The sequence below is a fragment of the Mesorhizobium sp. M0062 genome (assembly GCF_040323125.1).
Classification (GTDB): domain Bacteria; phylum Pseudomonadota; class Alphaproteobacteria; order Rhizobiales; family Rhizobiaceae; genus Mesorhizobium.
The window spans coordinates 1-25,475 of record NZ_JAMYUO010000016.1; the positions used below are offsets into that span (position 1 = coordinate 1).

General features: G+C 63.2%; 20 protein-coding genes. 4 read left to right on the top strand and 16 right to left on the bottom strand.

Going from position 1 to position 25,475, the window contains the following annotated elements:
• The first annotated feature begins 283 nt into the window (after positions 1-283).
• Complete coding sequence (gene yghU / locus NKJ64_RS19110) at positions 284-1,153, top strand: glutathione-dependent disulfide-bond oxidoreductase (protein WP_023740034.1); 870 nt, start codon at positions 284-286, stop codon at positions 1,151-1,153.
• A gap of 120 nt (positions 1,154-1,273) precedes the next feature.
• On the opposite strand, the gene NKJ64_RS19115 is transcribed toward yghU, so the two are convergent.
• On the bottom strand, positions 1,274-2,491 hold the full coding sequence (locus NKJ64_RS19115; RefSeq protein WP_352463184.1) for an aminotransferase-like domain-containing protein: 1,218 nt from the start codon (positions 2,489-2,491) through the stop codon (positions 1,274-1,276).
• A gap of 269 nt (positions 2,492-2,760) precedes the next feature.
• On the opposite strand from NKJ64_RS19115, the gene NKJ64_RS19120 reads away from it, so the two are divergent.
• Positions 2,761-3,501: a sulfotransferase family protein gene (locus tag NKJ64_RS19120; protein WP_352463144.1), complete on the top strand. Its 741-nt coding sequence runs from the start codon at positions 2,761-2,763 to the stop codon at positions 3,499-3,501.
• Positions 3,502-3,523: 22 nt separating this feature from the next.
• On the opposite strand, the gene NKJ64_RS19125 is transcribed toward NKJ64_RS19120, so the two are convergent.
• The 4 genes from NKJ64_RS19125 to NKJ64_RS19140 form a co-directional block, all read right to left on the bottom strand.
• Positions 3,524-3,712 (bottom strand): hypothetical protein, encoded by a 189-nt coding sequence (locus NKJ64_RS19125; protein WP_023671412.1) that lies wholly within the window; start codon positions 3,710-3,712, stop codon positions 3,524-3,526.
• Between the two features lie 281 nt (positions 3,713-3,993).
• Positions 3,994-4,698: a Crp/Fnr family transcriptional regulator gene (locus tag NKJ64_RS19130; RefSeq protein WP_023671411.1), complete on the bottom strand. Its 705-nt coding sequence runs from the start codon at positions 4,696-4,698 to the stop codon at positions 3,994-3,996.
• A 173-nt stretch (positions 4,699-4,871) separates the two neighbouring features.
• Complete coding sequence (locus tag NKJ64_RS19135; RefSeq protein WP_023671410.1) at positions 4,872-5,045, bottom strand: hypothetical protein; 174 nt, start codon at positions 5,043-5,045, stop codon at positions 4,872-4,874.
• Positions 5,046-5,185: 140 nt separating this feature from the next.
• The gene (locus NKJ64_RS19140; RefSeq protein WP_023671409.1) at positions 5,186-5,341 is read right to left on the bottom strand and encodes a DUF1127 domain-containing protein; all 156 of its coding nucleotides are present in this window, start codon (positions 5,339-5,341) and stop codon (positions 5,186-5,188) included.
• 759 nt (positions 5,342-6,100) lie between these two features.
• Between NKJ64_RS19140 and NKJ64_RS19145 the strand changes: the two genes are divergently transcribed.
• Complete coding sequence (locus NKJ64_RS19145) at positions 6,101-6,982, top strand: SLC5/6 family protein (protein WP_352463145.1); 882 nt, start codon at positions 6,101-6,103, stop codon at positions 6,980-6,982.
• A gap of 36 nt (positions 6,983-7,018) precedes the next feature.
• Here the strand turns inward: NKJ64_RS19145 and NKJ64_RS19150 are convergent, their stop codons facing one another.
• Complete coding sequence (locus NKJ64_RS19150; RefSeq protein ID WP_352463146.1) at positions 7,019-7,666, bottom strand: class I SAM-dependent methyltransferase; 648 nt, start codon at positions 7,664-7,666, stop codon at positions 7,019-7,021.
• Between the two features lie 446 nt (positions 7,667-8,112).
• On the opposite strand from NKJ64_RS19150, the gene NKJ64_RS19155 reads away from it, so the two are divergent.
• Positions 8,113-13,299, top strand: coding sequence for a phosphorylase family protein (locus tag NKJ64_RS19155; protein WP_352463147.1), 5,187 nt, complete (start codon positions 8,113-8,115; stop codon positions 13,297-13,299).
• A gap of 359 nt (positions 13,300-13,658) precedes the next feature.
• On the opposite strand, the gene NKJ64_RS19160 is transcribed toward NKJ64_RS19155, so the two are convergent.
• From NKJ64_RS19160 to NKJ64_RS19205, 10 genes are all read right to left on the bottom strand, one after another.
• A complete protein-coding gene (locus NKJ64_RS19160; RefSeq protein ID WP_352463148.1) occupies positions 13,659-13,946 on the bottom strand; it encodes a hypothetical protein in 288 nt (95 codons plus the stop codon).
• A gap of 90 nt (positions 13,947-14,036) precedes the next feature.
• Entirely contained in the window at positions 14,037-15,020 is a 984-nt protein-coding gene (locus NKJ64_RS19165; RefSeq protein WP_023689831.1) for a substrate-binding domain-containing protein, read from the bottom strand.
• A 120-nt stretch (positions 15,021-15,140) separates the two neighbouring features.
• Positions 15,141-16,193, bottom strand: coding sequence for an ABC transporter permease (locus tag NKJ64_RS19170; protein WP_023705098.1), 1,053 nt, complete (start codon positions 16,191-16,193; stop codon positions 15,141-15,143).
• Positions 16,193-17,710 carry a sugar ABC transporter ATP-binding protein gene (locus tag NKJ64_RS19175; RefSeq protein WP_352463149.1) on the bottom strand — a complete coding sequence of 506 codons (1,518 nt, stop codon included), beginning with the start codon at positions 17,708-17,710 and terminating at the stop codon, positions 16,193-16,195. Before NKJ64_RS19175 ends, NKJ64_RS19170 begins: the two co-directional genes overlap by 1 nt.
• Positions 17,707-18,720, bottom strand: coding sequence for a LacI family DNA-binding transcriptional regulator (locus tag NKJ64_RS19180; protein WP_023814831.1), 1,014 nt, complete (start codon positions 18,718-18,720; stop codon positions 17,707-17,709). The genes NKJ64_RS19175 and NKJ64_RS19180 overlap by 4 nt, the downstream gene beginning before the upstream one ends.
• A gap of 267 nt (positions 18,721-18,987) precedes the next feature.
• On the bottom strand, positions 18,988-19,452 hold the full coding sequence (locus tag NKJ64_RS19185) for a GFA family protein (RefSeq protein WP_023834497.1): 465 nt from the start codon (positions 19,450-19,452) through the stop codon (positions 18,988-18,990).
• Between the two features lie 31 nt (positions 19,453-19,483).
• Positions 19,484-20,020: a cysteine hydrolase family protein gene (locus tag NKJ64_RS19190; protein ID WP_023747809.1), complete on the bottom strand. Its 537-nt coding sequence runs from the start codon at positions 20,018-20,020 to the stop codon at positions 19,484-19,486.
• Positions 20,021-20,099: 79 nt separating this feature from the next.
• Complete coding sequence (locus NKJ64_RS19195) at positions 20,100-22,109, bottom strand: amidase (protein WP_352463150.1); 2,010 nt, start codon at positions 22,107-22,109, stop codon at positions 20,100-20,102.
• A gap of 232 nt (positions 22,110-22,341) precedes the next feature.
• Positions 22,342-23,766, bottom strand: coding sequence for an SEL1-like repeat protein (locus tag NKJ64_RS19200; RefSeq protein ID WP_352463151.1), 1,425 nt, complete (start codon positions 23,764-23,766; stop codon positions 22,342-22,344).
• Positions 23,767-23,804: 38 nt separating this feature from the next.
• Positions 23,805-25,412, bottom strand: a complete 1,608-nt coding sequence (locus NKJ64_RS19205; protein ID WP_352463152.1) for a WD40 repeat domain-containing protein — start codon at positions 25,410-25,412, stop codon at positions 23,805-23,807.
• Between the last annotated feature and the right edge of the window lie 63 nt (positions 25,413-25,475).

The window sequence follows — 25,475 nt, forward strand, 5'->3', positions numbered from 1 at the left end:
ACCATCGCCGGTCCTCCGGCGGACAAGAAAACTGTCACCCATGCTATCGGTCCATTCTGTTACCTATCTATCCGGTTCGGACAAGCGTCCTTCTCCCCGTCACTATACGGGGAGAAGTGCCCGGCAGGGCCATGAGGGGCGGCGCTGACATCGATAATAGTTCAACACAAGTTGAACCTTTCTGAATTGCACCTATGTGTTCCAGTATCTACGTTCCGCCGACTTTTCCGCCATCAGTCTCGCGCCGTCGTTTTCGCCCCGCCAAACCCAAGGAATTCCCCGCATGACCGAATACATCCCGCCGAAAGTCTGGAGCTGGAAGAAAGCCAATGGCGGTACGTTCGCCAGCATCAACCGGCCTATTGCCGGTCCGACGCATGACAAGGTGCTGCCGGTCGGCAAGCATCCGCTGCAGCTCTATTCGCTGGCGACGCCGAATGGGGTCAAAGTGACTGTCATGCTGGAGGAGCTTCTGGCGCTCGGCCACAAGGGCGCCGAATACGACGCCTGGCTGATCCGCATCAACGATGGCGACCAGTTCGGCTCGGGCTTTGTCGAGGTCAATCCCAACTCCAAGATCCCGGCGCTGCTCGACCGCAGCGGCAAGACGCCTGTCCGCGTCTTCGAGTCCGGCTCGATCCTGCTTTATCTCGCGGAAAAGTTCGGCGAATTCCTGCCGACCGAACAGCCGGCGCGCGCGGAAACCTTGTCCTGGCTGTTCTGGCAGATGGGCTCGGCGCCCTATCTCGGCGGCGGCTTCGGCCATTTCTACGCCTATGCGCCGGAAAAGTTCGAATACGCCATCGACCGCTTCGCCATGGAGACCAAGCGCCAGCTCGACGTGCTCGACCGGCGGCTGGCCGAGACCGAATATCTCGGCGGCGCCTTCTATTCGATCGCCGACATGGCGGTGTGGCCCTGGTATGGCGGCCTGGCGCTCGGCCGCATGTACAATGATTCCGCCGAATTCCTGTCGGTGCAGGACTACGAGCACGTACAACGCTGGGCCAAGGCGATCGACGCCCGCCCGACCGTGCAACGCGGCCGCATGGTCAACCGCGCCTTCGGCGACCCGGCCATGCAACTGCACGAGCGCCACGACGCCAGCGATTTCGAAACGAAGACGCAGGATAAATTGGTGGTGGCGGAGTGACTTTTTTACCCTCCCCCTTGTGGGGAGGGTCGATCCGCAAAGCGGATCGGGGTGGGGGTCGGCGCCAAGCACCCCCACCCGACCTTCGGTCGACCTCCCCACAAGGGGGAGGTAGGGCGCCTAGCCCTTCATCAATTTCGCCAGCCTCGGCACGCCTTCACCCACCGCGCGTTCATCTGCGAGCGTAAAGCTCATCCGCATCGTGTTGCGGCCCGAACCGTCGGCGTAGAATGCGTTGCCCGGCACGAAGGCCACGCGGGCTTCCTTGACCGAGCGGGCGAGCAGTGCCGTGGCGTCCGCACCTTCGGGCAGCGTCAGCCAAACGAACATGCCGCCTTCCGGTCGGCTCCAGCTGACGCCATCCGGCATTTCCGCTTCGAGTGCCGCAAGCAAGCCGTCGCGGCGCTGGCGATAGGCGCCGATCAGCTTTTCCACCTGGCCGTCATACACGGCCTCGGAGACCCGGTGCATCACCAGCTGGTTGATCGACGGGCTGTGCAGGTCCGACGCCTGCTTCATCAGCACCAGTCGCTCGACGACGCGGCGCGGCGCGCAGACCCAGCCGACGCGCATGCCCGGCGACAGGATTTTGGAGAACGAGCCGCAATAGAGCGTGCGGGCGTTTTCGATGCCGCCGGAGCGTTCGCAGTCGAGCGCCAGGATCGGCGGCTGGCCCTCGCCGTCGTAGCGCAGCGCGCGATAGGCGGCGTCCTCGATGACGGCAATGTCGAGCTCGTCGGCGAGGTCGAGCACCGCCTCGCGCTGCTGGCGGTTCAGCGTCTCGCCGGTCGGGTTGGCGAAATCGGGCACCAGATAGGCGAATTTCACCTTGCCGCCCTCTTTTGCAAAAGTAGAGGGGGCAGCAGCCGCCGCCTGGTAGGCGGCCGGCGTCATGTTGCCGCCATCCGGCGTCAGGCGGTCGTAGCGCGGCTCATAGGCGTTGAAGGCCTGGAGCGCGCCGAGATAGGTCGGCCACGTCACCAGCGCTGTGTCGCCGGGCGACAGGAACAGCTTGCCCAGATAATCCAGCGCCTGCTGCGAGCCGGAGGTGATGAAGATGTTGTGCTCGTCGCAGGCAATGCCGAGCTTGCCCATCTGGCCGGCCAGCCATTTTCTGAGCGGCAGATAACCTTCGGAGACCTGATACTGAAGTGCTGCGCTCGCCTCCGCACCGCCCAGCACCGAGGCATAGGCATCGGCGATCGCCTGGGCCGGAAACAAGGCCGGATCGGGGATGCCGCCGGCAAAGGAGATGATGTCGGGCTGGTCGAGCAGTTTGAGCAGCTCGCGGATTTCTGACGCCTTCATGCGCGAGGCGCGCGACGCCAACAGGTCCATCAAACTCACGAGCCAACCTCCCGGGATGCGGCATCTGGTCCAGCATGACCGTCCCGGCCATGCGAATTTAGGTCAATCTGGCTGACCTATTATCAGGCTCCCCCACCCGCGGGAATAGCCAGACCGTCATTCCGCGTGGCCCAGACGAAAAAGCAAACACATTTCTGCCCTGCACAGGAAAAATTGTTGCGCGCCGAGGGGCGCGGATGCAACCTCATTCCGAGCGGACCGGCATAAAAAGAAAAGCGGTCTCAACCAGGGGGGATAAAATGGCGCTTGAGCTCATCGGAGCCGGATTCGGCCGCACCGGCACATGGTCGACCTTTGCCGCGCTGAACAGGCTGGGCCTTCCCAGCTACCACATGCAGGAAGTCATCCTCAACAAGGCCAACAAGGGCCATCTCGACTTCTGGCGCAAGGTGGCCAACAGCCCGCCCGGCAGCCAGCACGACTGGACCAGAGTCTTTGCCAACTACAAGGCGACGGTCGACAATCCGGGATGCTGCGTGTGGCGCGAATTGATGGCCGCCTATCCCGACGCCAAGGTGCTGCTCACCCTGCATCCGCGCGGCGCCGAGGCCTGGTACGACAGCACCATCGACACCATCCACTTCACCGAGACATTGTGGCAGTTCAAGGTGCTGGAATGGCTGACGCCGTTCGGCCGCAAATTCGGCGACATGTCGCACAGGCTGATCTGGGGCCGCACGCTTGCCGGCGTGATGGACGACCGCGCCAAGGCGGTGGCGCGCTACAACGCCTATACCGAGGAGGTGATAGCGGCGGTGCCGCCGGAGAAGCTCCTGGTGTTCAAGGTCAGCGATGGCTGGGCGCCGCTCTGCGGCTTCCTCGGCGTGGCGCTGCCCAACGAGCCTTTCCCCAACCTCAACGACCGCGAAAGCGTCAAGAAGATCATCCGCGACATCATCAAGGGCAGCTACATCATGCTGGGGCTGTCGGTGGTGGCGGTGCTTGCGGCGATCGCGGCGCTGTGGTGGTGGCTGGGGTAGCCGCCGGACCGTCAGGGTACCGCTACTTGCGCGTGATCCAGCCGAGCAGATCCGGCTCGACGTCTTCGTGGTCGGTCAGGTCGCGAACCAGGGAAGCGGCGAGCGCGCGCCACCGCTTTTCCGGGACATTGTCTTCCATCACCGATTTGATGAAGGCGGCGCGCAGGATGGCGCAATCGAAGGCGGATACATCGAAAAGCAGTTCTGCCATTTCGGTTTTCCCCGTTCACATCGGCGGGCGGCCTGTCGAAGCCTCAGGCGCCAGCGCCCCCTATACATGGTCACGACAGCAGATTCATACTCTTGCCGAACCAAGGTTCAACACAATTCGAATGTACGGTTTTTACCAAGCCATTGCGGTTCGTTGCCCGCTTTTGCGCCGATGCTAGATTTGCCGGGCGGCCTCTCCCCAGATGGCCGCAAATGGCCGGCGCGGCTCTGGCAACATGCTTTCACCGGCATTCGCGTCGGCCATTTCCAGCGGTGCCAGGCTCAGCCCAGCAGGCGTTCGTAATCGGCCTCGGCCTGGCCGTAGAAACCGTCGGCGACGGCGATCAGGCCATCGCGGTCGCGGATGACGATCTCGCCGCGCCTCGACCGGATCAGGCCGCGCCCTTCCAGGATCTGCAGTCCGATGGTGACGCCCGGGCGCCTGACGCCGAGCATGACGGACAGGAACTCATGCGTGATCTGGATCTGGTGGCCGACCACCCTGTCGTCACACATCAGGAGCCATCGGGCCAGCCGATCCTCGAGCTTGGCGCGGGCATTGCTCAGCGCCGTGGATTTGGTCTGGCCGTGCAGGTAGTGGGCATAGCGGAGCAGGAAGGCGCGAAGCGTCGGGCTTTTCTGCAGCGCTGCCTTGAACGGCTCGGAATCGATGCACACCGCCTCGCCTGGCATCTGCATGTAGCAATCATGGGGCGCCCAGTCGGCGCCCATCACCAGAGCGGAGCCCGACATGCCTTCGTGGCCGATGATGCCGACCTCGGTGTCGAGCCCCGGCCGGTTCCTCGCCACCACCGAGGCCAGGCCGCTTTCCAGGAAGCATACCGAGGCGACCGGCTCGCCCGCCATTTCGAGCGGGGCTTTGAGATCGAGCACACGATGGTGCAAATGCGGCGCAAGCAGTGCGAAGTCGGCCGGGTTCATGCGGCGCAAAAGGCCGCTTTTCTCCTTGCTGACCGACTGGTCCATCGCTCTCTCCCGTCAAGGGCAAGAGCACATGTCATCTCCCAGCCGTCGGCGCCCTGCCCAAATGCAAACGGTCATTGGACGATAGCTGACTCGGATTCAGCCATTGTACTTCGTACAAAACCGACAAATCAGGGGCGACGCCCCATCAATCAATCCAGCAGCTTTTTCCTGGATCAGCGCTTCGGGCGGTCAGCCGCAACCATGCGCGCTTCGCGCACGATGGACGAGCGATCGTTGCCGATCAGCGATGCGATCTCTTGTATCTGCTGCTCGGAGGCCCCGGTTTCCCGCGCCAAGGCCGCGAGCGTCTCGGCGCTCAGACCGGACTGTCTCGGTTGCTCCGCCATGGCTCCAATGCCTCCTCTCGGGGCAGGAGTGCGATGGTCGCTCCCAAGCGTCAGCGCCCATTGATGTGGCCGACGATGCTATACTGTACGCTTCCGAACAATCGATGGCGAGCGATATATTAGCGACGCTGGATGCGGCCCTAGAACGGCAGCCTTATCTCATCGATCGACCTCGACTCCGTCCAGCCAATGTCCTTCTGGATCTCCGTCGGCAGCGCATTCAGTGCGCGCACGGTCTTCCTGTGCTTGCTGGCGCGCGCCAGGGCAGCACGAATTCTGCTGAGACTTTCAAACATCGGTTACCTCCATGCAGCAGCAAAGCGCTGCCTCAGGCCCGCTCTTGCACGGCCTCTGTAACCGATCGATTGCGCGGCAACGGTGAAGCGCTTCACAAACCGATGTCGCCCAGAAACATTTGTATACAAATTAGTTGCGCTCCCGCGGTTGCGTGATCCGACCTATGGCAGGGCGATCGCATATGGCGCTCCCTCGGGTTCGGCGACCCACCTTCCCTTCGTCGGCGCAAGGCGATCACATATGAGTTCTTACGAAGAGGACCCCACCCTAACCCTCCCAAAAAGGGGGAGGGAACGCTGCCGCAAGCCACCCTTTCTGGCGTCGAACCTAGGCGATTTGCGGCGATCAGCGCCTACCAAGTCTCCCTCCCCCTTGTGGGGAGGGATTAAGGGTGGGGGTATTCGTAGAGCGGAAACCTGTCATATGCGATTGCCCGCTCCGCGGAGGGAGAGGAAATGCCAATCACCGAGGTGGCGGCCTTGATGGGCTGGGTTTCCTCTCCCCATGGACATGGGGGAAGTGGCCGCGGCGGACGGAGTGGGGCTGGCGCCGCCTTATGCGATTGCGCTGCCCTCCTCCGCACCATTGCCCGCATCCTCGTCCGCCAGCCTCGGCTATGGACGAATCCCATCATGCGCAATAAGGATGGGGTCTGCCGTGGCGCTTTCGCGCCGGAGCAGGCGACGTTCGATCAATGACGCTGCGCCGGGCGCCTTTGACGCCGCCCCGCAAAAGTGTCGATACCGGGGGATCTGGTCATGACCGACAACAAGCCGACCGTAGACGTTACCAAGGACTGGCAGGCAACGCAGGGCCAGAAGTCCGGGGCCACGCGGCTGCGCCTGTTCGCCGTGCTGTCGTGGGTCATCGCCATTGGCGGCGAGATCGCCGGGATCGTCTTGCTCTACAAGCACAAGTTCGACCAGGGCAACCTGCCGCTGCTGATCGGCATTCTGGTCGGCATCGCGATCTTCGCCATCGTCGGCAGCCTGCTCTGGAAGGCGGCCAACCGGAAGGACCCGGCCCGCGAATCCGACACGTTCAGGTTCTTCGTCCAGAACCAGCTCGGCGCGATCATCACGCTGATTGCCTTCCTGCCGCTGGTTATCCTGATCCTCAACGACAAGAACATGGATCCGAAGAGCAAGAAGATTGCCGGCGGCGTCGGCGCGGTGCTGGCCGTGCTGGCGACCCTGATCGGGGTCAGCTACCAGCCGCCGTCGGTCGAGCAGTACACGCAGGACATGAACCAGTGCGCGGCGCAGATCAAGGCGGGCCAGCCGACCACAGCCTGTTCGCCCGAGGTCGCCGCCCAGGCGCAGGCGATCGCCACCGACTCCACCACGGTGGCCGATGCGACGAAGGACGCGGCACACCCCAATGGCCAGGATGTCGTCTACTGGATCGCGCCGGAAAACGGCGCGGCGAAGTCTACGACAGAGCATGTCTTCCACCTCTGCGCCGCCGTCAGCCCGCTGAAAGACAAGACCGTCAACAGCGGCTCGGTGACGGAAGCCTACGCCCAGAACGCCATCCGCATCACGAAGCAGATCGAGATGGAACAGAAGCAGTGCGGGTTCACGGCGGCGCCGGCGGCAGCGCCCGTGGCACCGGCGCCGGCGCCCGCTCCGGCGCCATAATCCGCCTGGGCTGAAGGCGCGCCCAGCCGGGCGCGCCTATAGCTTCCTGAAAAAGCCGGACAGAATGTTGGGACCCACTTCGCCCGGCCGCAGCCTGATTCCGTCCTCGAATCCGTTCAGCGTCACGCACTCAAAACCATGGTGCCCCAGCAGCGCCACCAGCGCTTGACGGTCGAAATGGTGCAGGTGCTCGTTGGGCAGACGCATGCGCCACGTCTCGAACCACGCATCGCCCTCGGCACCGAGTTCACGCCAACGGCAATAGGGCACGGCGATGGCCAGATGGCGGGCCTGAAGGCGGGCGAGGAAACCCAGGTCCGGGATGTGCTCGAGCACGTCGAACATGGCGACGAGATCCCACGCGCCGGCAAGCGCCTCTTCCCAATCGACAAAGCACACACCCTCGGGCAGCGGAAACCGGGTGATGTCGCAGCCGGCGCAGTCGGCAACCCCGGTAATTTTGGCGGCTTCGACGAAGGTGCCGGTGCCATAGCCAATCTCCAGCACGGATCGCGGTATCTGGCCGGTGATCCCCAGCACCCAGCCAAGCCGCTGATAACCGAGCTTGATGGTCCGGTCGCTGAGATCCTCGTAATAGGAAATGTACTGCTTGTCGTACGTGATCGGCGTGGCGTCGATCTGATGGATTACGCCGAAGCGGTCGAGTGCGTAGTTGTCTAGCATTGGCGTGCGGCCCCCAAGGATTGGGCAGACTTACATGGCGGGGATAAATGCGAGGTAAGCGGCTGGCGGCATCCCGATCATGGCTGGAGCGCGACGAGAAATAGTGTCACATTGGGCCGGTAGCGACTGTCTGTTACGCGCGGCTCTCTCAAAAAAAGCGAACGTCCTATATTCGTTTTGCGATGTCTGCGTTTGGCCCAGAAGCGACCTTGATGCAGCGCCCAAAGCGGGCGCTGCATGCAGGCGCTCGTATATCGCGGGCGAGGTCAGGTGATCCGCACCTCCAGTCCCATCGATGCTTGACGTAGCACTGAAAGGGGTTGCTGCACGCCCCGGAGCGTATCGCGCGGTTGGCACCTCGCATGGGGATCGTTGATCGGAAGCTGTTGCTCATGCCATACGAGTTTAGTAGTTTTGATTGTTCTTCTTAAGGTTGTTGCCGACCTGTGACCATCCAAAGCGCTGACGAGATTTTTGCCGAAGCTGACCGACGTGGGCTGCGCCGCGTCCTCATCGTCACGGCCATTGCGCTCGAAATGCGTTCGGTACGCGCGCACCTGCGGCCGTTGGGGGACAAGACCCTTCGCAACCATCAAATCGTCGAGCTCGGAACCTTCGCTTCGGATGGGGAGGACTGCCTTGTAGTCGTTGCCGAAAGTCGCGCCGGCAATCTTGAGGCACAGGCGTCGGTGTTCTATCCCGCCCAGGAATGCGGACCCTTCGACATGATCGTGTTCGTGGGTGTGGCTGGGTCCCGTAAGAAGGACATTCCGATCGGATCGGTGGTCGCCTCTAGTGAAGTGTATTTTCCCTACTCGGGAAAGTATGAGGGCGGCGAGTTCAATGCTCGGTCGGCGGGATTCCCCGCCGACCAGGTTCTCGTACAATTGGCAACGAAGGTTGAACGGGATGGCGATTGGGTGAATCGCATCCGTCCTGCGCTCAGGGGTACGTTGCCAAGCATCGAGGATTATCCAAAGCCGCACCCGCCTGGCGCTGTTATCGGGCCGATTGTTTCGGTAGAGGCTGTCTCCGCCGACGCGACTTCACAACTCGAAGTCCAGATTTCGAAGCATTGCGGTGATGCGCAGGCGGTCGAAATGGAGGGCTACGGCGCGCTGTTTGCAGCCCGACAGGAAAGTACGCCCGCGATCATTATCCGAGGAATCTCCGACGCCCGCGAAGGCAAGGAGCCTGACAAGGACGCCATCTACCAGCCGGTTGCCGCGGCCCATGCCGCCGCGTTTGCCTTCGAGCTAATTGCCCTCAGGATGAAGCGCTACCCAGCGAGCTCGTTGAGAGGCAGGGGGGAGGCGCTGGTCTTGGCTTCGCCACCTGAAAGATTGCCACCACCTTCCGAACCACAGCAGGATCGCGTGGGCGTTGCTTTTTCGTTTGCGGGCGGGGCGAAAGATTTCCCGCCCGAGCGCTGCGAGAAGATCGCAGAGGCCCTGCGACAACACCTCGATGACGATTCTATCGAGCTAGAGAGGACTGAAAGCGGTTCGTTCCACATGATCTTCTCGCTGCGGACCGAAGACGTTTCACGCGCTTCGGAACCGGCTCTCGCTGAACTATTGTCCTCAAGGTTTGGGGCCACGTTGACGAGTGTCGTTGAAGAGGACGTTTTTGCAGCGGCCCGTTCATCATTGAAGGCTCTCGAGGCAGCGTCTCGGGAGCTCTTGGAATGGTCGAGGAGCTTGCCTGACGGTACGGAGATTCCTCGACCCGAACTCGACACGCTACTTGCAAAGATCGAGGGCCCAGAAGGGTCGACGACCGCCTTGCTGGGCGAGCCAGGCGCAGGCAAGTCGGCTCTTCTTGCGACGATGGCTCGGAATCTCAGAGAGCGCGATCTGCCCTTTCTCGCGATAAAGGCCGATCTGATTGATCCTTCGGTGGCAGATGAAGACGCGTTGAGGGTAGCGCTTGGGTTAAACCAGAACGTCACGACCCTTCTGTCAGGCATCGCTAGCCTGAGGCCGGTCGTGCTCATTATCGATCAGCTCGACGCGCTCGCGACCTACATTGACCTAAAAACGGGTCGCTTGAACGTTTTGCTCAACATCATTCGGCGGCTGGGCGGTAATGACAACGTGCATGTCGTCGTGTCTTCGAGAACCTTCGAGTACGAACACGACACTCGCCTCAAGACGGTGCGTGCCGATAGTCTTCACCTCGACTTGCCAGCCTGGTCGACCGTCTTGGAAATCCTCGAGCGCAACGGCGTCAAGGCGGCGGGATGGCCCGCTGACGCGCAACGTCTCATGAGATCCCCCCAAACCCTCAAGACCTTTCTTAGTCTTCTTGAGGGCGGCGGTGCCGACGACTTCACCAACTATCAGAAGCTGCTCGATCGACTTTGGAAGGAACGCATTCTCGCAGTACCCAATGGTGGCGCGCTTTCCGCGCTAACTTCGCGAATAGCCGAAGACATGGCCGAGCATGAGAACTTGTGGGTTCCGAGCGCGCGGTACGCGACCGAGCCCGACAACGTCGCCGCGTTGATTGCCGCCGGCGTCCTTGCTGACTTTGGTTCAGATAGCAAGGTCGGGTTCACGCACCAGACACTGTTCGAACATGCACTCGCCCGTTCTTTCGCCGAAAAAGAGGGTCGCCTGTCGGCATATGTACTTGGCCGACAAGCGTCACTTTTCATCCGGCCGAAGACTTGGGCGGGCCTCTCCTACCTTCGCAATGTCGATCCTCCGACCTATGCCTCCGAGGTCCAAGCCATTTGGAACCACGCGACCCGCCGCCACCTGAAATTTCTGCTTGTCGAGTTCCTGGGCAGCCAGACGGCGCCGACGGAAGTCGAAGTGTCGCTGATGCGGTCCGCACTGTCTTCGTCGACCCGGAGAATTGCCCTTCAAGCCATGCAGGGAAGCCCCGGCTGGTTCGAACGCCTACAGCACTCTGCCGTACGAGAGGCGATGACGACGCCCGATGAACTTGGTATAGCGACAATCACCCTCATGAGGGCCATGCAGTTTGACAGCGTCAGCGTCGTGAAATTGATGAGGTCAGTGTGGCTTTCAGACAAGGAGAATGACGGAAACATCTGGGCTGTGCTTCAGGAAGCGCCCAAGTGGACCGATGCCGAGCTTGAAATGGCAATCGACGTCATCATGCGCACGGACATCGCCGACTTCGCATTCGAGCACACCATATCCGCGATCGGTGCGGAACAGCCGGAAACTGCGTTGAGGTTGTCGCTGGCGAGGCTCGACAAGCAACTGACGGCGACGATGGCCCAGTCAGCCTCGAGGGCTGCCGCGGCCAATCCAGAAGATGATGAAGGTTCACTTGCCTACCACCTGCACGGTTCACCGTCGGAGCCCTTCCACAAGCTTCTTGAGCAGAGCGATGGCTACAGCACGCTCGATGAGATTGCTCGAACCCGACCGGAGGACTTCTTGAGCATCCTCTGGCCGTGGCTTCAGAGAGCGCTCGGTGCACTGAGAGATGCCAGCGGCGAGCACAGCGATCTTGGCTACGCCATCCCCTATGGGGTTGATCCGAGATTCGAGGAGGAAGAGGCCGGTCGTCTGGGAGAGCATGCTCTTCTGGCCGCCTTCACCACGTCCCTCGACTCGCTCGCGGGCAAGAATCCGGGGGCGGCAAAGAACTGGATTTTAGAGCACCAGCACGAAGACTCCGTCCCTGTTCATCGCCTGTTCGCACACACACTGGCCCTGCATGCGGATAAGCTGGCCGACTTCGCGCTAACATACTTGATGGGGGATACGAGGCGCCTTCACCTCGGAGACATCCACGACGGAAGCGGCACGACGAGGCGTCTCGTCGAAGCAGCCGCAGTGCACTGGTCCGACGAGCAAATAAGACAGTTCTCGGACTATGTCGGCTCGTACAGTCCGTCGCCCGGCGATGAGCGGGACGCCAAGCAACGCCGCAGGTTCATTCGGGCCATTGAGCACATGAAGCTTGAGCTTCTTCAGTCTCTGCCGACCGAGCGGCTGACCAAGGCGACGACGCAGAAAGTCGCCGAAGGTGTGCGCAAGTTTGGCGAACGCCGTGCTCACCCCCGTATCGAGGCGCGTTGGATTGGCTCTCCCATGTCAGCCGACTCCATGTCCAAGGCAAAGGACGAGGAGATCATCAACGCCTTCAAACGACTGCCTGACGCTACCGAGTGGGACAATCCACGTGATTGGATGAAGGGCGGGAATGTTCAGCTCTCGCGAGAGTTCGCGAGTTTTGCAAAGGCGAACCCTGACCGTGCTTTCAAGATCATCGCCCAGTTAGATTCGGAGTTCGGCACTCGCGCCGCTGGGTATGCGCTTGCCGAGCTTGGCGAGGTAACTGATCCACCTGCGTTCGAGCGCGTCATCCTCGATCTGGAGAGCCGCGGGTTTGGCGGAGAGGAATATCGCGGAAGCGTTGCGCGCGGGCTTGAGCGCATCCTGCTTCGCGACAAGCCACTGAGCGATGAGATCGTAGGATTGCTAAGCGGATGGCTGGGCAAGCCCTCGGACCCGCCAGCCGCAATCAACGTCAACGATGATGACGAAGAAACTCTTCTCGATACTGGCTCCGAGGGTTCCAATAAGCTGCCCCGCGATGAATCCGTGCTGTGGGGAATGGGAGGAGTCAGCGTCCTACCCCATGGAAATTTCCCCATCTTGGAGGTGCTAGCGCGGGTCTATCTCCAGCGAAAGCTTCCCGATGAACTAGTAGCACTGCTCCAGCGTCACCTAGACAAGGGCGACGATGTGCGTGTGTGGGGCGCGATGTTGCGCTTCATGCAATACGTACGACCCGAAGACCCTTCGAAATTCCATGCATTCCTCGTGCAGCTGTTCGAGCGCTACCCCAGCCTGCAGACATCCCGCGAAGCGGCCATCTTGCTGGCGTATCTGCAGTGGCTGATACCCGCCTTCGTGAAAGGCGTGCTTCTGGATTGGGAGGGCCATGAGGCATCGCTGGTGCAGCAGGCCCGTGGAGAGCTTGCGGGTCTCATCTCTGTGGTCCAGCCGCAGCTTTCATGGTCGACTCAGATGGTTGACGCCATTCTCGAAGGGGGATCGCCCGAAGCGCTTGCCGGGGTTGCCTATGCAGCGGTCAACATGTGGCCCGACGAACTCTGCCGACGCGCGTGCGTAGAGATACTGAAGAGGGCGATTCCTCGGGCGGGCGACCGCACATGGTCTGCAATCATCGACTTGTTCCGCATCGTCGATGACATAACGCCTACACCGGAGTGGCTCGAGCTTCTCGAAGTCATTGCTCCCTTCATCGAGAAGCATTCGCCCGTACAGTCGACCTTCATAGTCGATCGGCTCCAAACGCTTCTGCCGGACGGTGCCGAATTGGTCGGGGCTATCGCATCTGCGCTAGTTGCAACCTGGAAGGGGGAGTTGGGCGACATTCGAACCGCTACAGCCGGGACCGCCGCCGAGCTTGTCGACATCTCGATCACGTTGCACCGCCTCGGCCCGGCGACGCGAGAACGCGGAACTGACTTGTTCGAGGATCTTCTTGAGGTCAACGCATATACGGCCCGCGAAACCCTCGACCAGATTGACAACAGGTTCAGAGGGTCGGCGCCAACTGCGCGCCGCCGGCTACCCCGCAGGACGCGCCGCGCACAGCGACTGAGAAGAGTCCCGTAGATGCCTCCTGGCAGGGCAGAAATAGCCGAACATCCATCAATCCCAACTAGTGTAAGTTGCGCACTTTAGCCTTCAGCCTGTCGATGTGCAGGTCGGGGATGTAGGTGTTCTCAGTGGAGGCGGCTCGACGCGGCGGTCATAGCATCGGGGCGCATTGCGCAGCCACCTCGCTCGGAGCCCGATCGCAATAGGAGCGCCCGTCTTGCTCGAAAACCGATGTCCGCCTCTCGCGCAAGCTGACACGTGACCACTGCGCTTGGACGTCCGCCCATAAGATCAGTCCAAGCCAGCTCAATGGCCGAGATGAGGCGCGAAGCTGCCACTCACCGCTTTTGCTGTCGTAGAGCGGTGCGCCCGCCCTACTCCGAAAAGCTCACGCTCACGCCGCGCTGGCGAAAATAGGCCTGCATCAGCTTGCGGCCCTGGCGGTTGTTCTGCATCAGTTTGGCCGGGTCGAACACCGCCTGTTTTATGTCTTCGCGTGCCAGCGCCGCCTTCAGCGTCGCGATATGGGCGTCGATGTCGGCATTGTCCGCCTTGAGCGAGGCATAGATGCTCTCGGTCGCCTGGGCCACGGTCGGTTCGCTCACTGGTGTCGTCCTTTGGTTGATCGAGCGGCGCCTAACACAGATTCGCTGATACACCATACCGATCAGACCGTCGGTGCAAAGCGCCAAAAACAAACAAGGCCCCTTCCGGGGCCTTGCTCACAAACCTCAGTGCCGGACTCCGCCCCCTCACTTCCCCATCAGCTGCTTGGCATTCTCGGCCGTGATCGCGGTGGTCTCCACCGTCACCGTCTTGTCCACCTCGGTCGCGCAGTCGAGCAGGATCTTTTTCGACATTTCGATCGCTTCCTTGGCGCCGGTCGGGTAGGTGAAGGTTGCGACCCAGTCGCCCTTGGCCACGGCTTCGATGCCGCCGGCCGGGCCTGGCAGGCCATCGGTGCCGATGATCTTGACGTCCTTGCCCGCCCCCTTGGCGGCGAGCAGCGCGCCGGCGGCCATCATGTCGTTGGAGGCGTAGAGCACCTTGATGTCGGGGTGCGCCTGCAGCATGGCGGCGAAGGCGACCTGCGCTTTGTCCGGCACCCAGTCGGCGGCCTGCTCGGCGACGATCTGGACCTTCGGGTTGCCTTTCACGCCTTCCTTGAAGCCGTTGAGGCGCTCCACCGCCGGCGTCGAGCTCGGCAGGCCTTGCAGCACCGCCGCCTCGCCGCCATCGGGCAGCAGCGTCTTGGCGGTGTATTTGCCGGCTTCCTCGGCGATCTTGAAATTGTCGCCGCCGATGAAGGCGGTGTAGTCCTTGCCGGGGTCGCCGACCGTCTTGCGGTCAAGCTCGATTACCGGGATGCCGGCATCCATGGCGCGCTTCACCGCCGGCGTCAGCGGTGCCGCCTCGAAGGGCGAGATCAGCAGGATGTCGACCTTCTGGGTGATGAAATTGTCGACCTGCGAGGTCTGCGTGTTGACGTTGCCGGCGCCGTCGGCGATCTGCAGCGTGAAGCCGGGCACTTCCTTGGCGGCCGCCTCAAGCTCGTCATTGACGTGCTGGCGGTAGGGCTCGGCATTGTTGGCCTGCGAAAAGCCGATGACGAACTGGCCGTCCTTGGCGCAGGCTTTCACCAGCGGCTCGGCGGCGTAAGCGGAGCCGGCAATGCACAGGCCAGCGCCGGCCAGCAGCACGGCCTTGAGGGTCGATCCTCTTAGTGTCGTTTTCATAACTCACTCTCCTCCTCGTCCGGCCGGGGGGCCAGACCTTGGTTTGACGTTCACGTGTTGCCGTCTCCTCCTTGTTTGTTTGTGCATGTCGTCATCGCAAAACCTTTTGCGCGACATGCACTAACGACCCAACCCCTCGCGGCGGCGAACGAGGGACTGAAGCACTGCCGCCAAAACGATGATCGCGGCGGTCGCGAGCAGCTGCATGGCGGGGGTGATGTTGTTGAGCTGCAGGATGTTGGCGAGCGCGCCCAGCATGATGGTGCCGGCGACGGTGCCGACCATCGAGCCGGCGCCGCCAAACAGGCTGGTGCCACCGATGACCACGGCGGCTATGGCCGTCAGCTCATAGCCCATGCCGTCATTGGCGCTGCCGAAATTGAACTGGCCGGCATGGACGATGCCGGCGAGTGCAGCGGCAAAGCCGGTGATGGCATAGACCGATATCTTCACCATCGAGACCGGCACGCCGGATATGCGCGCGGCGCGCTCATTGCCGCCGACGGCAAAGACATAGCGGCCGAAGCGCGTGGTGTTGAGCACGATGGTGGCGATCGCGGCAAAGACGACGAACACAAGCGTCGCCACCGGCACGGTGTTGTTGAACAGCCGCTCGCCCAGCACGGCGAACACCGGCGGCGCCAGGCCCGGCCCTTCGCCATAGGAAATGTTGATGTACTGGTTGCCGGAGACGACCAGCGCCAAGCCGCGCGCGGCCTGCAGGCCAGCCAGCGTGACGATGAACGGTTCCAGCCTGAAACGCGTCGAGATGGTGCCCTGGATGGCGCCGAAGACGATGCCCAAAGCGAGCACGGCGAGGATGGTGGGGATCAGGCCGAAGCCGCCGGAGATCATCATCGAGGCGGTGACGACGCTGGACAGGCCAAGCACCGCGCCGACCGACAGGTCGATGCCGGCGGTGATGATGACGAAGGTCATGCCGATGGCGATGATGCCGGTCTCCGACACGGCGCGCACGATGTTGGCGATGTTGTCTGGGTTGAGGAACAGGATCTCGCCGTGGCGGCGCGGCGAGAAGATGATGCCGCCGATCGCCACCAGCACCAGGCCGATCAGGCTCTGGAAGCGCACGATGAGCGCCAGCGGGTCGCGATGCTTTTGAGGCGCCGCCATCACCGGGCTCGCTGCCACTGGGTTGTTGTCCTGAGACATCAGGCCTCCCTGCCGTTAGCCGCGGCCAGCACCGTGTGCTCGTCGACGCCGCCCATGAATTCCGCCACATTGCGCCCCTGGCGCAGCACCACGATGCGGTCGCACAGACCGATCAGTTCAGGCATCTCGCTTGACGCCACCAGAATGCCGAGCCCTTGCGCCGCGAGTGCCCTGAGCCGCTGGTAGATCTCGCCCTTGGCGCCGACATCGACGCCGCGTGTCGGCTCGTCGAGCAGCAACAGGCGCGGATTGCCGAGGATCTCCTTGGCCAGCACCACCTTCTGCTGGTTGCCGCCAGACAGCGCGCCGACGGCGATATCGGGGTTCTTCGGCCGGATATCGAACTGACCGAAGGATTCCTTCACCGCCTCGGCCTGGCGGCGCGGCGAGACCAGCCAGTTCGGCGAGATTCTGGATATGACCGACATCACCAGATTGAGGCCGACCGCCATGCGCAGCATCAGGCCCGAGCCCCGGCGATCGTCGGTGACGAAGGCGATGCCGGCGTGGCGGGCAGCACTGATCGAATCCAGTTTCACCGGCTTGCCCGATATGGCGACCTCGCCCTCCCAGCGGCCGGACAGGCCGGTGCCGTAGAGCGCGGAGAGCAGTTCGGTGCGCCCTGCCCCCATAATGCCGGCCAGGCCGACGATCTCGCCTTCATGGACATCGAGCGAAACACCTTGCGGCGCCTGCCAGCCGGCGCTGTCGCGGGCGAGCCTGAAGCTGGCGTTCCTCAGGCTGAGCAGCGGCTTGCCCGCGGCCTTGGCGCGTTGCGGATAGAGCTCGTCCAGGGGACGTCCGACCAGCAGCCTGACCAGCTCCGCCTGCGGCGCGTGCGGCTCGGTGATGCCGGCGACACGGCCGTCGCGCATTACCGTCACCCGGTCGGCAATGCCGGGCACTTCCTCCAGCCGGTGCGAGATGTAGACGATGCCGACGCCGGTGGCTGCGAGTTTTCTCATGATGTCGAACAGCCGCTCGACTTCGCCGACGGTAAGTGCGGCCGTCGGCTCGTCCATGATCAGCACGCGCGAGGCGTAGGACAGCGCCTTGACGATCGCCACCACCTGGCGCTGGCCGATCGACAGGTCCGCCACCATGGCGGCCGGATCGATTGCGATCTCGATGGCTTCCAGCCGCTTCTTGGCCTCGCGGCGCATTGCCGGCACGTCGAGGAAGCCGCCCGGACGCATCAATTCGCGGCCAAGGAACAGGTTGGCCGCGACATCCAGCGACGGCACCAGGTCGAGCTCCTGGAAGATGGTGGCGATGCCGGCCGCTTGCGCCTCACGCGGGTTGTTGAAACGCACGGGTTTGCCGTCGATCTCGATGGTGCCTTCGTCCGGCGTGTAGACGCCCGACAAAAGGTTCATCAGCGTCGACTTGCCGGCGCCGTTTTCGCCGAGCAGCGCATGGATTTCGCCGGCCTTGAGATCGAAGTCGACACCGCGCAGCGCCTGCACGCCGCCGAAGCGTTTGACGGCGCCGGTCATTACCAGCAGCGGCGCGCTCATGTTAGCCTCGTGTGGGTCGGCCTCCCGCAGGAGGCGCGCGCCCGCAGCGTCGCCTGCAGCCGCACCGAACGTGGCTCTGAACCGGTCGCCGCGATGCGGGCGCTGAGCAGGGCTGCCGCCTGCCTGCCTATCTCGGTGCAGGGCTGGGCAACCAGCGTCAGGCGCGGTTCGAAACAATCGGCCCATTCGAAATCGTCGAAGCCGGCCAGCGACAGATCGCCCGGAATGGTGAGGCCCTTTTCGCGGATGGCGCGGACGGCTCCGATCGTCGTCATGTTGTTGCCGGTGACCAATGCGGTTGGTGGCGACGGCAGCGACAGGATGGCGTGGGTGGATGCGGTCGCCGCCGCCGTGTCGACATTCTCGGCCGAGAGATAGCGCGGCACGCACTCAAGTCCATTGGCGGCGAGCGAAGCCTGGAACGCCTCGATGCGCTCGCGCGTCGTCGTCAGGCCGGGCTGTCCGGCGATATAGCCGATGCGCTTGTGGCCGAAGGAGGCGACATGGTCGATCAGCGCGCGCATCGACGTTTCGTTCTCGACGCCGATCTGGTCGAAGCGCTGGTCGGCGAAACGGTCGATCAGAACGCATGGCATCTTCTTGTCGGCGAGGTAATCGATGGCGCGCTGCGGCGAGCCCGACGGGGCCAGGATGACGCCGTCGACGCGGCGCTGATGGAAAGCGCGCACCACCTGCAGTTCGCGGTCGGGATCCTCCTGGGTATCCGACAGGAAGACCATCAGCCCGAGCCGTGCGCATTCGGCCTCGACCGCGCAGATGATGTCGGTGAAATAAGGGTTGGAGATCGCCGAGATCGCCAGGCCGACGCTGTTGGTGGTCGAGGCCTTCAGCGAGCGCGCCAGCTCGTTGGGCTGGTAGCCCATGGCGGCAATGGCGTCGTTGATCAGCCTCGCCTTTTCCAGCGAAACGAAGCGCGTGTTGTTGACGACATGCGAGACGGTCGACACCGACACGCCGGCGCGCCGCGCCACTTCAGCCATTGTCGGCAAGACATATCAGCGCCTGCAAGCGCTCCTCCCTTTTGCGTTTCCCGTCCGCTCTGATGGCGGATTTTAAGGGAGCTTAGGGCGATCGAAACGTTTGCGCAATCGATTCGATGCAAATTTTTAGCGGGGCTTATCTCCCCCCTCGAGGGGGAGGATGTCGCCGAAGGCGACAGAGGGGGTCGCCGCGCGTGAGGCGCCAACCTTCCATCTGCAGCAAGGACGTCGAGCCCAGTCGCACCGACCCCCTCTGGCCTGCTGGCCATCTCCCCCTCAAGGGGGGAGATTCGCAGTTTCAGCAAACTCGGCCACCAGCCCCTCATACGCCTCGAAGGCCGGCAGCGCCTCGTAACTATGCACCGCCGGCGTCGTCGCCCAGGGCAGTTTCTCGCTGGTCCATGTCTCGATGAACGGCGTGAACCAGCCGGGCTCGTCAAGCATGGTGGGGCGCAGATTGACGAACCAGTCGAGCCCTTCGGGGCGCGTGAACATCCAGCTCATGCAATAAGGGCAGAAGTAATGACGCGAGGCGCCGTGCAGCCCGCCGATCACCGGCTCGCCTTGCATGATTTCGAAGCCGTCCGAGGGAATGGCGGCGCTCAGTGAATAGGCGCTGGCCGACATGCGCTGGCAGCCGATGCAATGGCAAGCCATGGTCAAAAGCGGTTTTGCGGAAATCTTTAGCCGCACACGTCCGCAGCGGCATCCGCCTTCGGCCGGCAATTTCAGGGTTGGCACGGCAGTCTCCCACTCTTCGAAGCGCGGTGCTTCAGTCGCCGGTCAGCGCCTTCGTCGTCACCAGCGTGACGCCGGCATCGGTGAAGTCCGCATTGTACCGGGCGATGATCTCGGTCGCGGTTTCGCCTTCAGTGTCCAGCGTCGAGTGCGCATCGGAAACGACAGTGACGCCGAAGCCTTCGGCCAGGGCGCCCTCAACGGTGCCGGCGATGCAGAAATCGGTTTGCGCTCCGGCAAGCACGACTTCGCCGACCCCTTGCCCGGCCACCCAGGCGCCAAGCTCGGCATTCGAGAAGGCGTTGCGGACGGTCTTGGAGAATGTCGGCTCGTCCTTGGCCTGGCCGAGTTCCGGCCATACCGGCCAACCCGGCTCGCCGGGCGCCAGCGGATCGCCGGCCGGCCCGTCATGCCTGACGAAAGCAACCTTGCGCCCCTCGCGCCGCGCCCAGTCGATCAGCGAGCAGGTACGCTCGGCTATGCCAGGCGCATCGTGGATCGGCGGCTCGACGCGGCCGTCGAACATGTTGGTCTGGAGGTCGATGACGATGAGGGGAGCGAGGTTTGGCATGGCGCGAAGATAACGCGGGCGATGGGAGGGTCAAGACGGCGAAGCTGCTGATCTCCCCCTTGGGGAGATTACATGTACCTCACCCGATTCCACCCGCGACCACGTAAGCACCAGCCGTGCGTCCATCCTCCAGCCGGATGACGGCCGTAACGATCGAGCCGTAAGCGCCTCGCCACACACTGTGCATTCTTTCGTGCTCGCCGGCGGGCACCAGGATGCGACCGTGAAAGCTTGTGCCGCTGCGCCGCAGAGCGACCGGTTCGCCATTGACGTGAACCTTGACGCCAGCGGTCTCCGCATCGAGTTCAACCGTCACGGCGATCTCGGCCTGGTCTCCTCGCCGCATCGTCTCGGCAACAAGCGTAAGCCTCGGCGCCGGCGCATCGCTGGCCCGCAATCCACCAGGCCGCCCCGCAAACACATCGTCCGGCAATTCCGGCGTGCGCGGCGGGCTGGTGCGGGGTTGGGTGGCGCGCTCGTAATCGCCGGCGAGCCGCAGCAACTCCGCATCATCATAGGCCTTGCCCGCAAAGGTCAGCCCGACCGGCATGCCGATATCGGCCATCGTTCCCATCGGCACGGTGACGGTCGGGATGCCGAGATGACGCCAGACCAGATTGCCGTTGGCGACCCAGGTGCCGTTGCGCCAGGCGATTGCTGCACAGGTCTCGTTGACGTCGGCATCGGCCGGGCCGACATCGGCGACCGCCGGCAGCACGACGGCGTCGAGCCTGTGCTCGTCCAGCCAGTCCTCGAAGTCGATGCGCCGCGTGGCCTCCAATCCCTTCAGACCTTCCGCCAGCGTTGGGATATCCAGCAATGGCATCACGCCCTGCTTGGCGCTCGTGACGTAGTCGGCCAGATCGAAACCGTCGTCGCCATAGCGGTCCGGCAGCGCGCCCGGCGGCCGCGGGAAGATTTTTGGCCCGTCGACCGTGGCCAGGTCGGGGATGGCCGGGTCGGCATTGGCGCGCAGGAAATCGTCCCAGCCCCAGATGCAGAGATCCCAGATTTCGCGCTCGGCGAATGCTTCCGGCACCAGCCCGCGTTCGACCATGGTTTTTGTGCCCGGACGGTCGCGCTCATAGTTCGAGACGACGGGGAAATCGACCTCGACCACCTCCGCGCCGAGCTTTTCCAGATCACGCGCCGCCTGCCGCCAGAGGTCGAGCACCGAGGCGCGGGTCTCGATGGGTTTGGGCGCGCCGCCATCGCGGCCGATATACATTTTCGGCACGCCGAGGCGTTTGCCTTGTAATGAGCCTTGCAGTTGGAGCGCAGTGTAGCTTGGCGGCCTGAGAGCAGCGCTCTTCGCGATCGACACCCAGGGCTGCACACGCCAGAAATCGCCGCGCGTCTCGGCATCGTCGGCGACGATCACGTCGAGCAGTTCCAGCATGTCGGCGATGCCGCGCGTGTGCGGCACCACCACATCCATGGTCGGCACCAGCGGCCAGTTGCCCCTGACCGAAATGACGCCGCGCGACGGCGTGTAGGCGACAAGTGCATTGTTGGACGCCGGCGCGCGGCCGGAAGACCATGTCTCCTCGCCCAGCCCGAAAGCGGCAAAGCTCGCAGCGGTCGCGGTGCCGGAACCGTTGGACGAGCCGGAAGCGAAGGCGGCGGTCAGGTAATCTGCATTGTAGGGGCTTTCGGCGCGGCCATAGACGCCGCGCTGCATGCCGCCATTCGCCATTGGCGGCATGTTGGTCAGCCCGATCAGCACCGCGCCGCCGGCCCGCAGCCTGGCAATGGTGAAGGCGTCCTCATTGGCGACGAGATGCTCGAAGGCGGGCGAGCCGGCGGCCACCGTCAGGCCCTTCACCTTATAGCTGTCCTTGGCGGTGTAGGGGATGCCGTCGAGCGGCCCGAGGGAAGCGCCTTTGCGGCGGCGCAGGTCGGACGCCGCCGCCTCCTCGAACATTGCCGGGTTAAGCACCGGCACGGCATTGAGCGCAATGCCATGGCGGTCGTAGTGCGCGATGCGCCTGAAATACGCGCCGGCCAGCTCGACGCTGGTGACGGTACCGTCTTCCAACGCGCGCCGCAGATCGGCAATCGAGGCTTCGACGATGTGGAGGTTGGGCATGGGATTCTCGAGATGCAGCGGCAAATGAGTCTTCGCATCGTGCGATGCGAGTGTCACGCCTCAAACGGAAGGCGTGACGGCGACGCTGCTGATCTCCCCCAAGTGGGGAGATGGCCAGCAGGCATAAGTGGCCTCCGAAATTGACTGATGAAAGACAGTTTTGGTATCCGCTGCCGATGTCCATTATATGACACGACCTCACCGACGTCATCGGCGTTGCCTGACCCTGAGCTCACAGCGTCTTGCTGTCGAACTGGCCTTTTTCCTTCATCATTTCGAGGAAGGTCCTGGCCTCGGCGTTTCCGTGGCTTGCCGATGTGGAAAACCACTTGGCAGATTCCGGATAGTTCGGCTTGCCGCCGATCCCGGTGTAATAAAGCTTGCCAAGGTTGAGTTCTGCTTCGACATTTCCCGCCTTGGCTGCCTCCAGCAACCAGAATTCGGCGGATTTTTCATCCTTGGCTATCCCTCTGCCGCGGGCATACGCAACAGCCAGGTACAGTTCAGACGAAACGTCCCCCTGCTTTGCGGCCTTGAGCCACCACGAAACGGCATCAGCGTCGCTCTGAGTCAGTCCGGCGCCCGTCCAATATGCAAGGCCGAGGTTCGCCTGCGCATAGGCGTCTCCCTGGCTCGCCGCCTTCAGCCACCAGGACGATGCTTCGGCATCACTTTTGGCAATGCCCTTGCCCGTAGCATAGGCAAAGGCCAGCGCAGACTGCGCCCGGACATTGTCCTGTTCCGCCGCCTTGACCAACCAGGCGAACGACTGGGCGTCGTCCTTGCCGATGCCTTTTCCCAATTCATACGCATTTGCTAATGAGTATTGCGCTTCCGGCACACCGGCGATCGCGGCTTTCATCCACCATTCGAAGGCCAGGCGGTCATCCTGACCGACGCCGTGACCAAGCGAATACAGCGTGCCCAACAAAGACTGGGCATTCGGCTCACCCATGTCGACCGCCTTTCGCACCCACATCACGGCGAGTTGATCGTCCTTCTCGACGCCTTCACCGAGATAATAGGATCGACCGATGCAGTAAGCAGCTTCGGTACTGCCGCCATCGGCTGCCTTGCGCCACCAGGAGAGAGCTTGCTCATAGCTTTGCGGAACACCTTGGCCCTGCGCGTACAGGGTGCCGATGGCATAGTAACCATTCGCGTTGCTCTTGTCGGCCGACTGTGTGGCAAATTTTAACGCCAGTTGGTCGTTTCTTTCGACACCTCGGCCATGGGAATAGGCCTGGGCGAGCAAGGATGCCGCATCTGAATTTCCTTGCTCGGCTGCTTTGCCCCACCAGTAGGTCGCCTGCCTGTCATTTTGGGCAATACCCTGGCCACGCCAGTACAATAATCCCAGATTGTACTGTGCGTCAGCATTTCCCATGTCGGCCAGCACGGAGATCTGATGGAATTGCTCGCGATAATCCTTTGCCAGGACAGCCGCTTGAATCTTCTTAATGGCTGACCACTGCACATAGTAATTTCGGCCAGGACCGAGCAGCACAAAAGCCGCCAGCAACACCAGAACGACGGTAAGGACCCCTCGGCGACGCGACTTGGGCGGGCTGTAGACAGGTGTATCCACTTTGGGCGCCCAGTCGTTGTTGCTCACGGTCCCCAATCCATTTGCAGCCACCAGTAATTCATAGCGCAAGCCAGGCTGTTCTGGAATATCCAAAGCATTTGATATCGCTACTGCGCCGCGCCGGCAAAGAGGATCTCGCCATCGCCGCCAGCCGCCGGCCAATCCCTGATGGTGCGATCGTCGCCGCCGGTGAGCAGCGTGCCGTCGGTGGCGAAGGCAACGGCGTAGATCGGGCCGGTGCGGCTGTCGAACATGGCGGTCTGGCCGCCGGTGCCGACATCCCACAGCCGCGCCGTGCCGTCGAGCGAGCCGGAGGCCAAGCGCTTGCCGTCGGCCGACAGCGCCAGGGTATAGACGGTGCCTTCGTGACCCTCGAAGCGGCGCAATTCCCTAAACGTGTCGAGGTCCCAGAGCTTGATCGTGTAGTCGCCGCTGCCGGTGACGACATGATGGCCGTCGGCGGTGAAGACGGCGCCGTAAATGCCCTGCTCGTGGCCGTGCCAGCTTCGCAATTGCTTGCCGCTTTCGACGTCCCAGAATTTCAGCGTGCCGTCGATGGAGCCGCTCAGCGCGCGCGTGCCGTCGGGCGAGATTGCGACCGTGCTGATCGGCCAGTCATGTCCGATCATCACATGCAGCACCGATTTGTTGACGAGATCCCAGACGATGACGTTGCCGGTGTCGTGGCCACTGACGGCGCGCTTGCCGTCCGGGCTGATCGCCAGCTTACGCACGCCGCCATTCGCGCCCGACGAGAAGACATGCAGCACCGTGCCGTCGGCAAGCTTTCGCAGCACGATCTCGCCATCGTCGCCGGCGGTCAGCGCGGTTGCGCCGTCGGGCATGAACAGCGCCGTGCGCGCCATGTCCTTGTGTTCACCAAGGTTGCGGATCAGCCGCTTGCCGGCGATGTCCCAGAGCTTGATCATGTGGTCGGTGCTGGCGCTCATGACGTCGCGGCCATCGGCCGAGACGGCGAGCCAGACGACGGCGTCGCGGTGGCCGTCGGGCTCGGTCGGCAGCGCCGGCGGAGGCGGCGGCAACGGCGCGACGGTTTGCGGTGGCGTGGCCGGAGCCGGCGGTGGAGCAGTCTCCGGTGGCGGTGTCGCCGGAGCGAGTGCGACTTGTGGCGGCTGAGGGGGAGCAGCCGGAGGCGTAGGCTGCGCCGGCTCGGGCGGTTTGGCAGCCTGCTCAGGCGGGGTTGGCTCGGGAGGCGAGGCGAGCGGCGGCGAACTCGGTGGAACCGCCGGCGTCGCCAGGTCCGGTGGGACGCCGGCGATATCCTGGCCCTTCGGCTCGGCTTTGGGCTCCCTCGGGGCGACGACCTCAGCGCCCGGGCCGGCGTCACGCGCCCAAGGGAAGTGGTCGGCCAGCAGCGCCAACACGGCGAGCACCGGCAACATGAGGAAGGCGCGCCGCAGACCGGGGCGGCCCTTTGGGTCGATCTCGGCGTCGCGGCCAAAAAGCGGCGTTCCAGCAGGCTGGCTTCGCCGACCCGGCAGCAGTCCGGCCCAGAACAACAGGGCGCCAAGCAGGCAAAGCCCGCCGACGGTCAGGAACACCACCGGTCGCAGCGTGGCTGGGCCGTGCAGCATGTGATCGATCCCGCTCCAGCTGAAATCTCTGTCGCCGAGCAGCAGATACGCCCGCACCAGACAAGCCAAAGCGGCCGCCAGCAGCGGAAGCGCAAACAGCCTTTCGGCCAACCTGTCCATCGGACTCCCCCTCCGGTGCCGCACCTTGCTCATCATGCGGCCGCCGCAGCGAAACAAATAGCG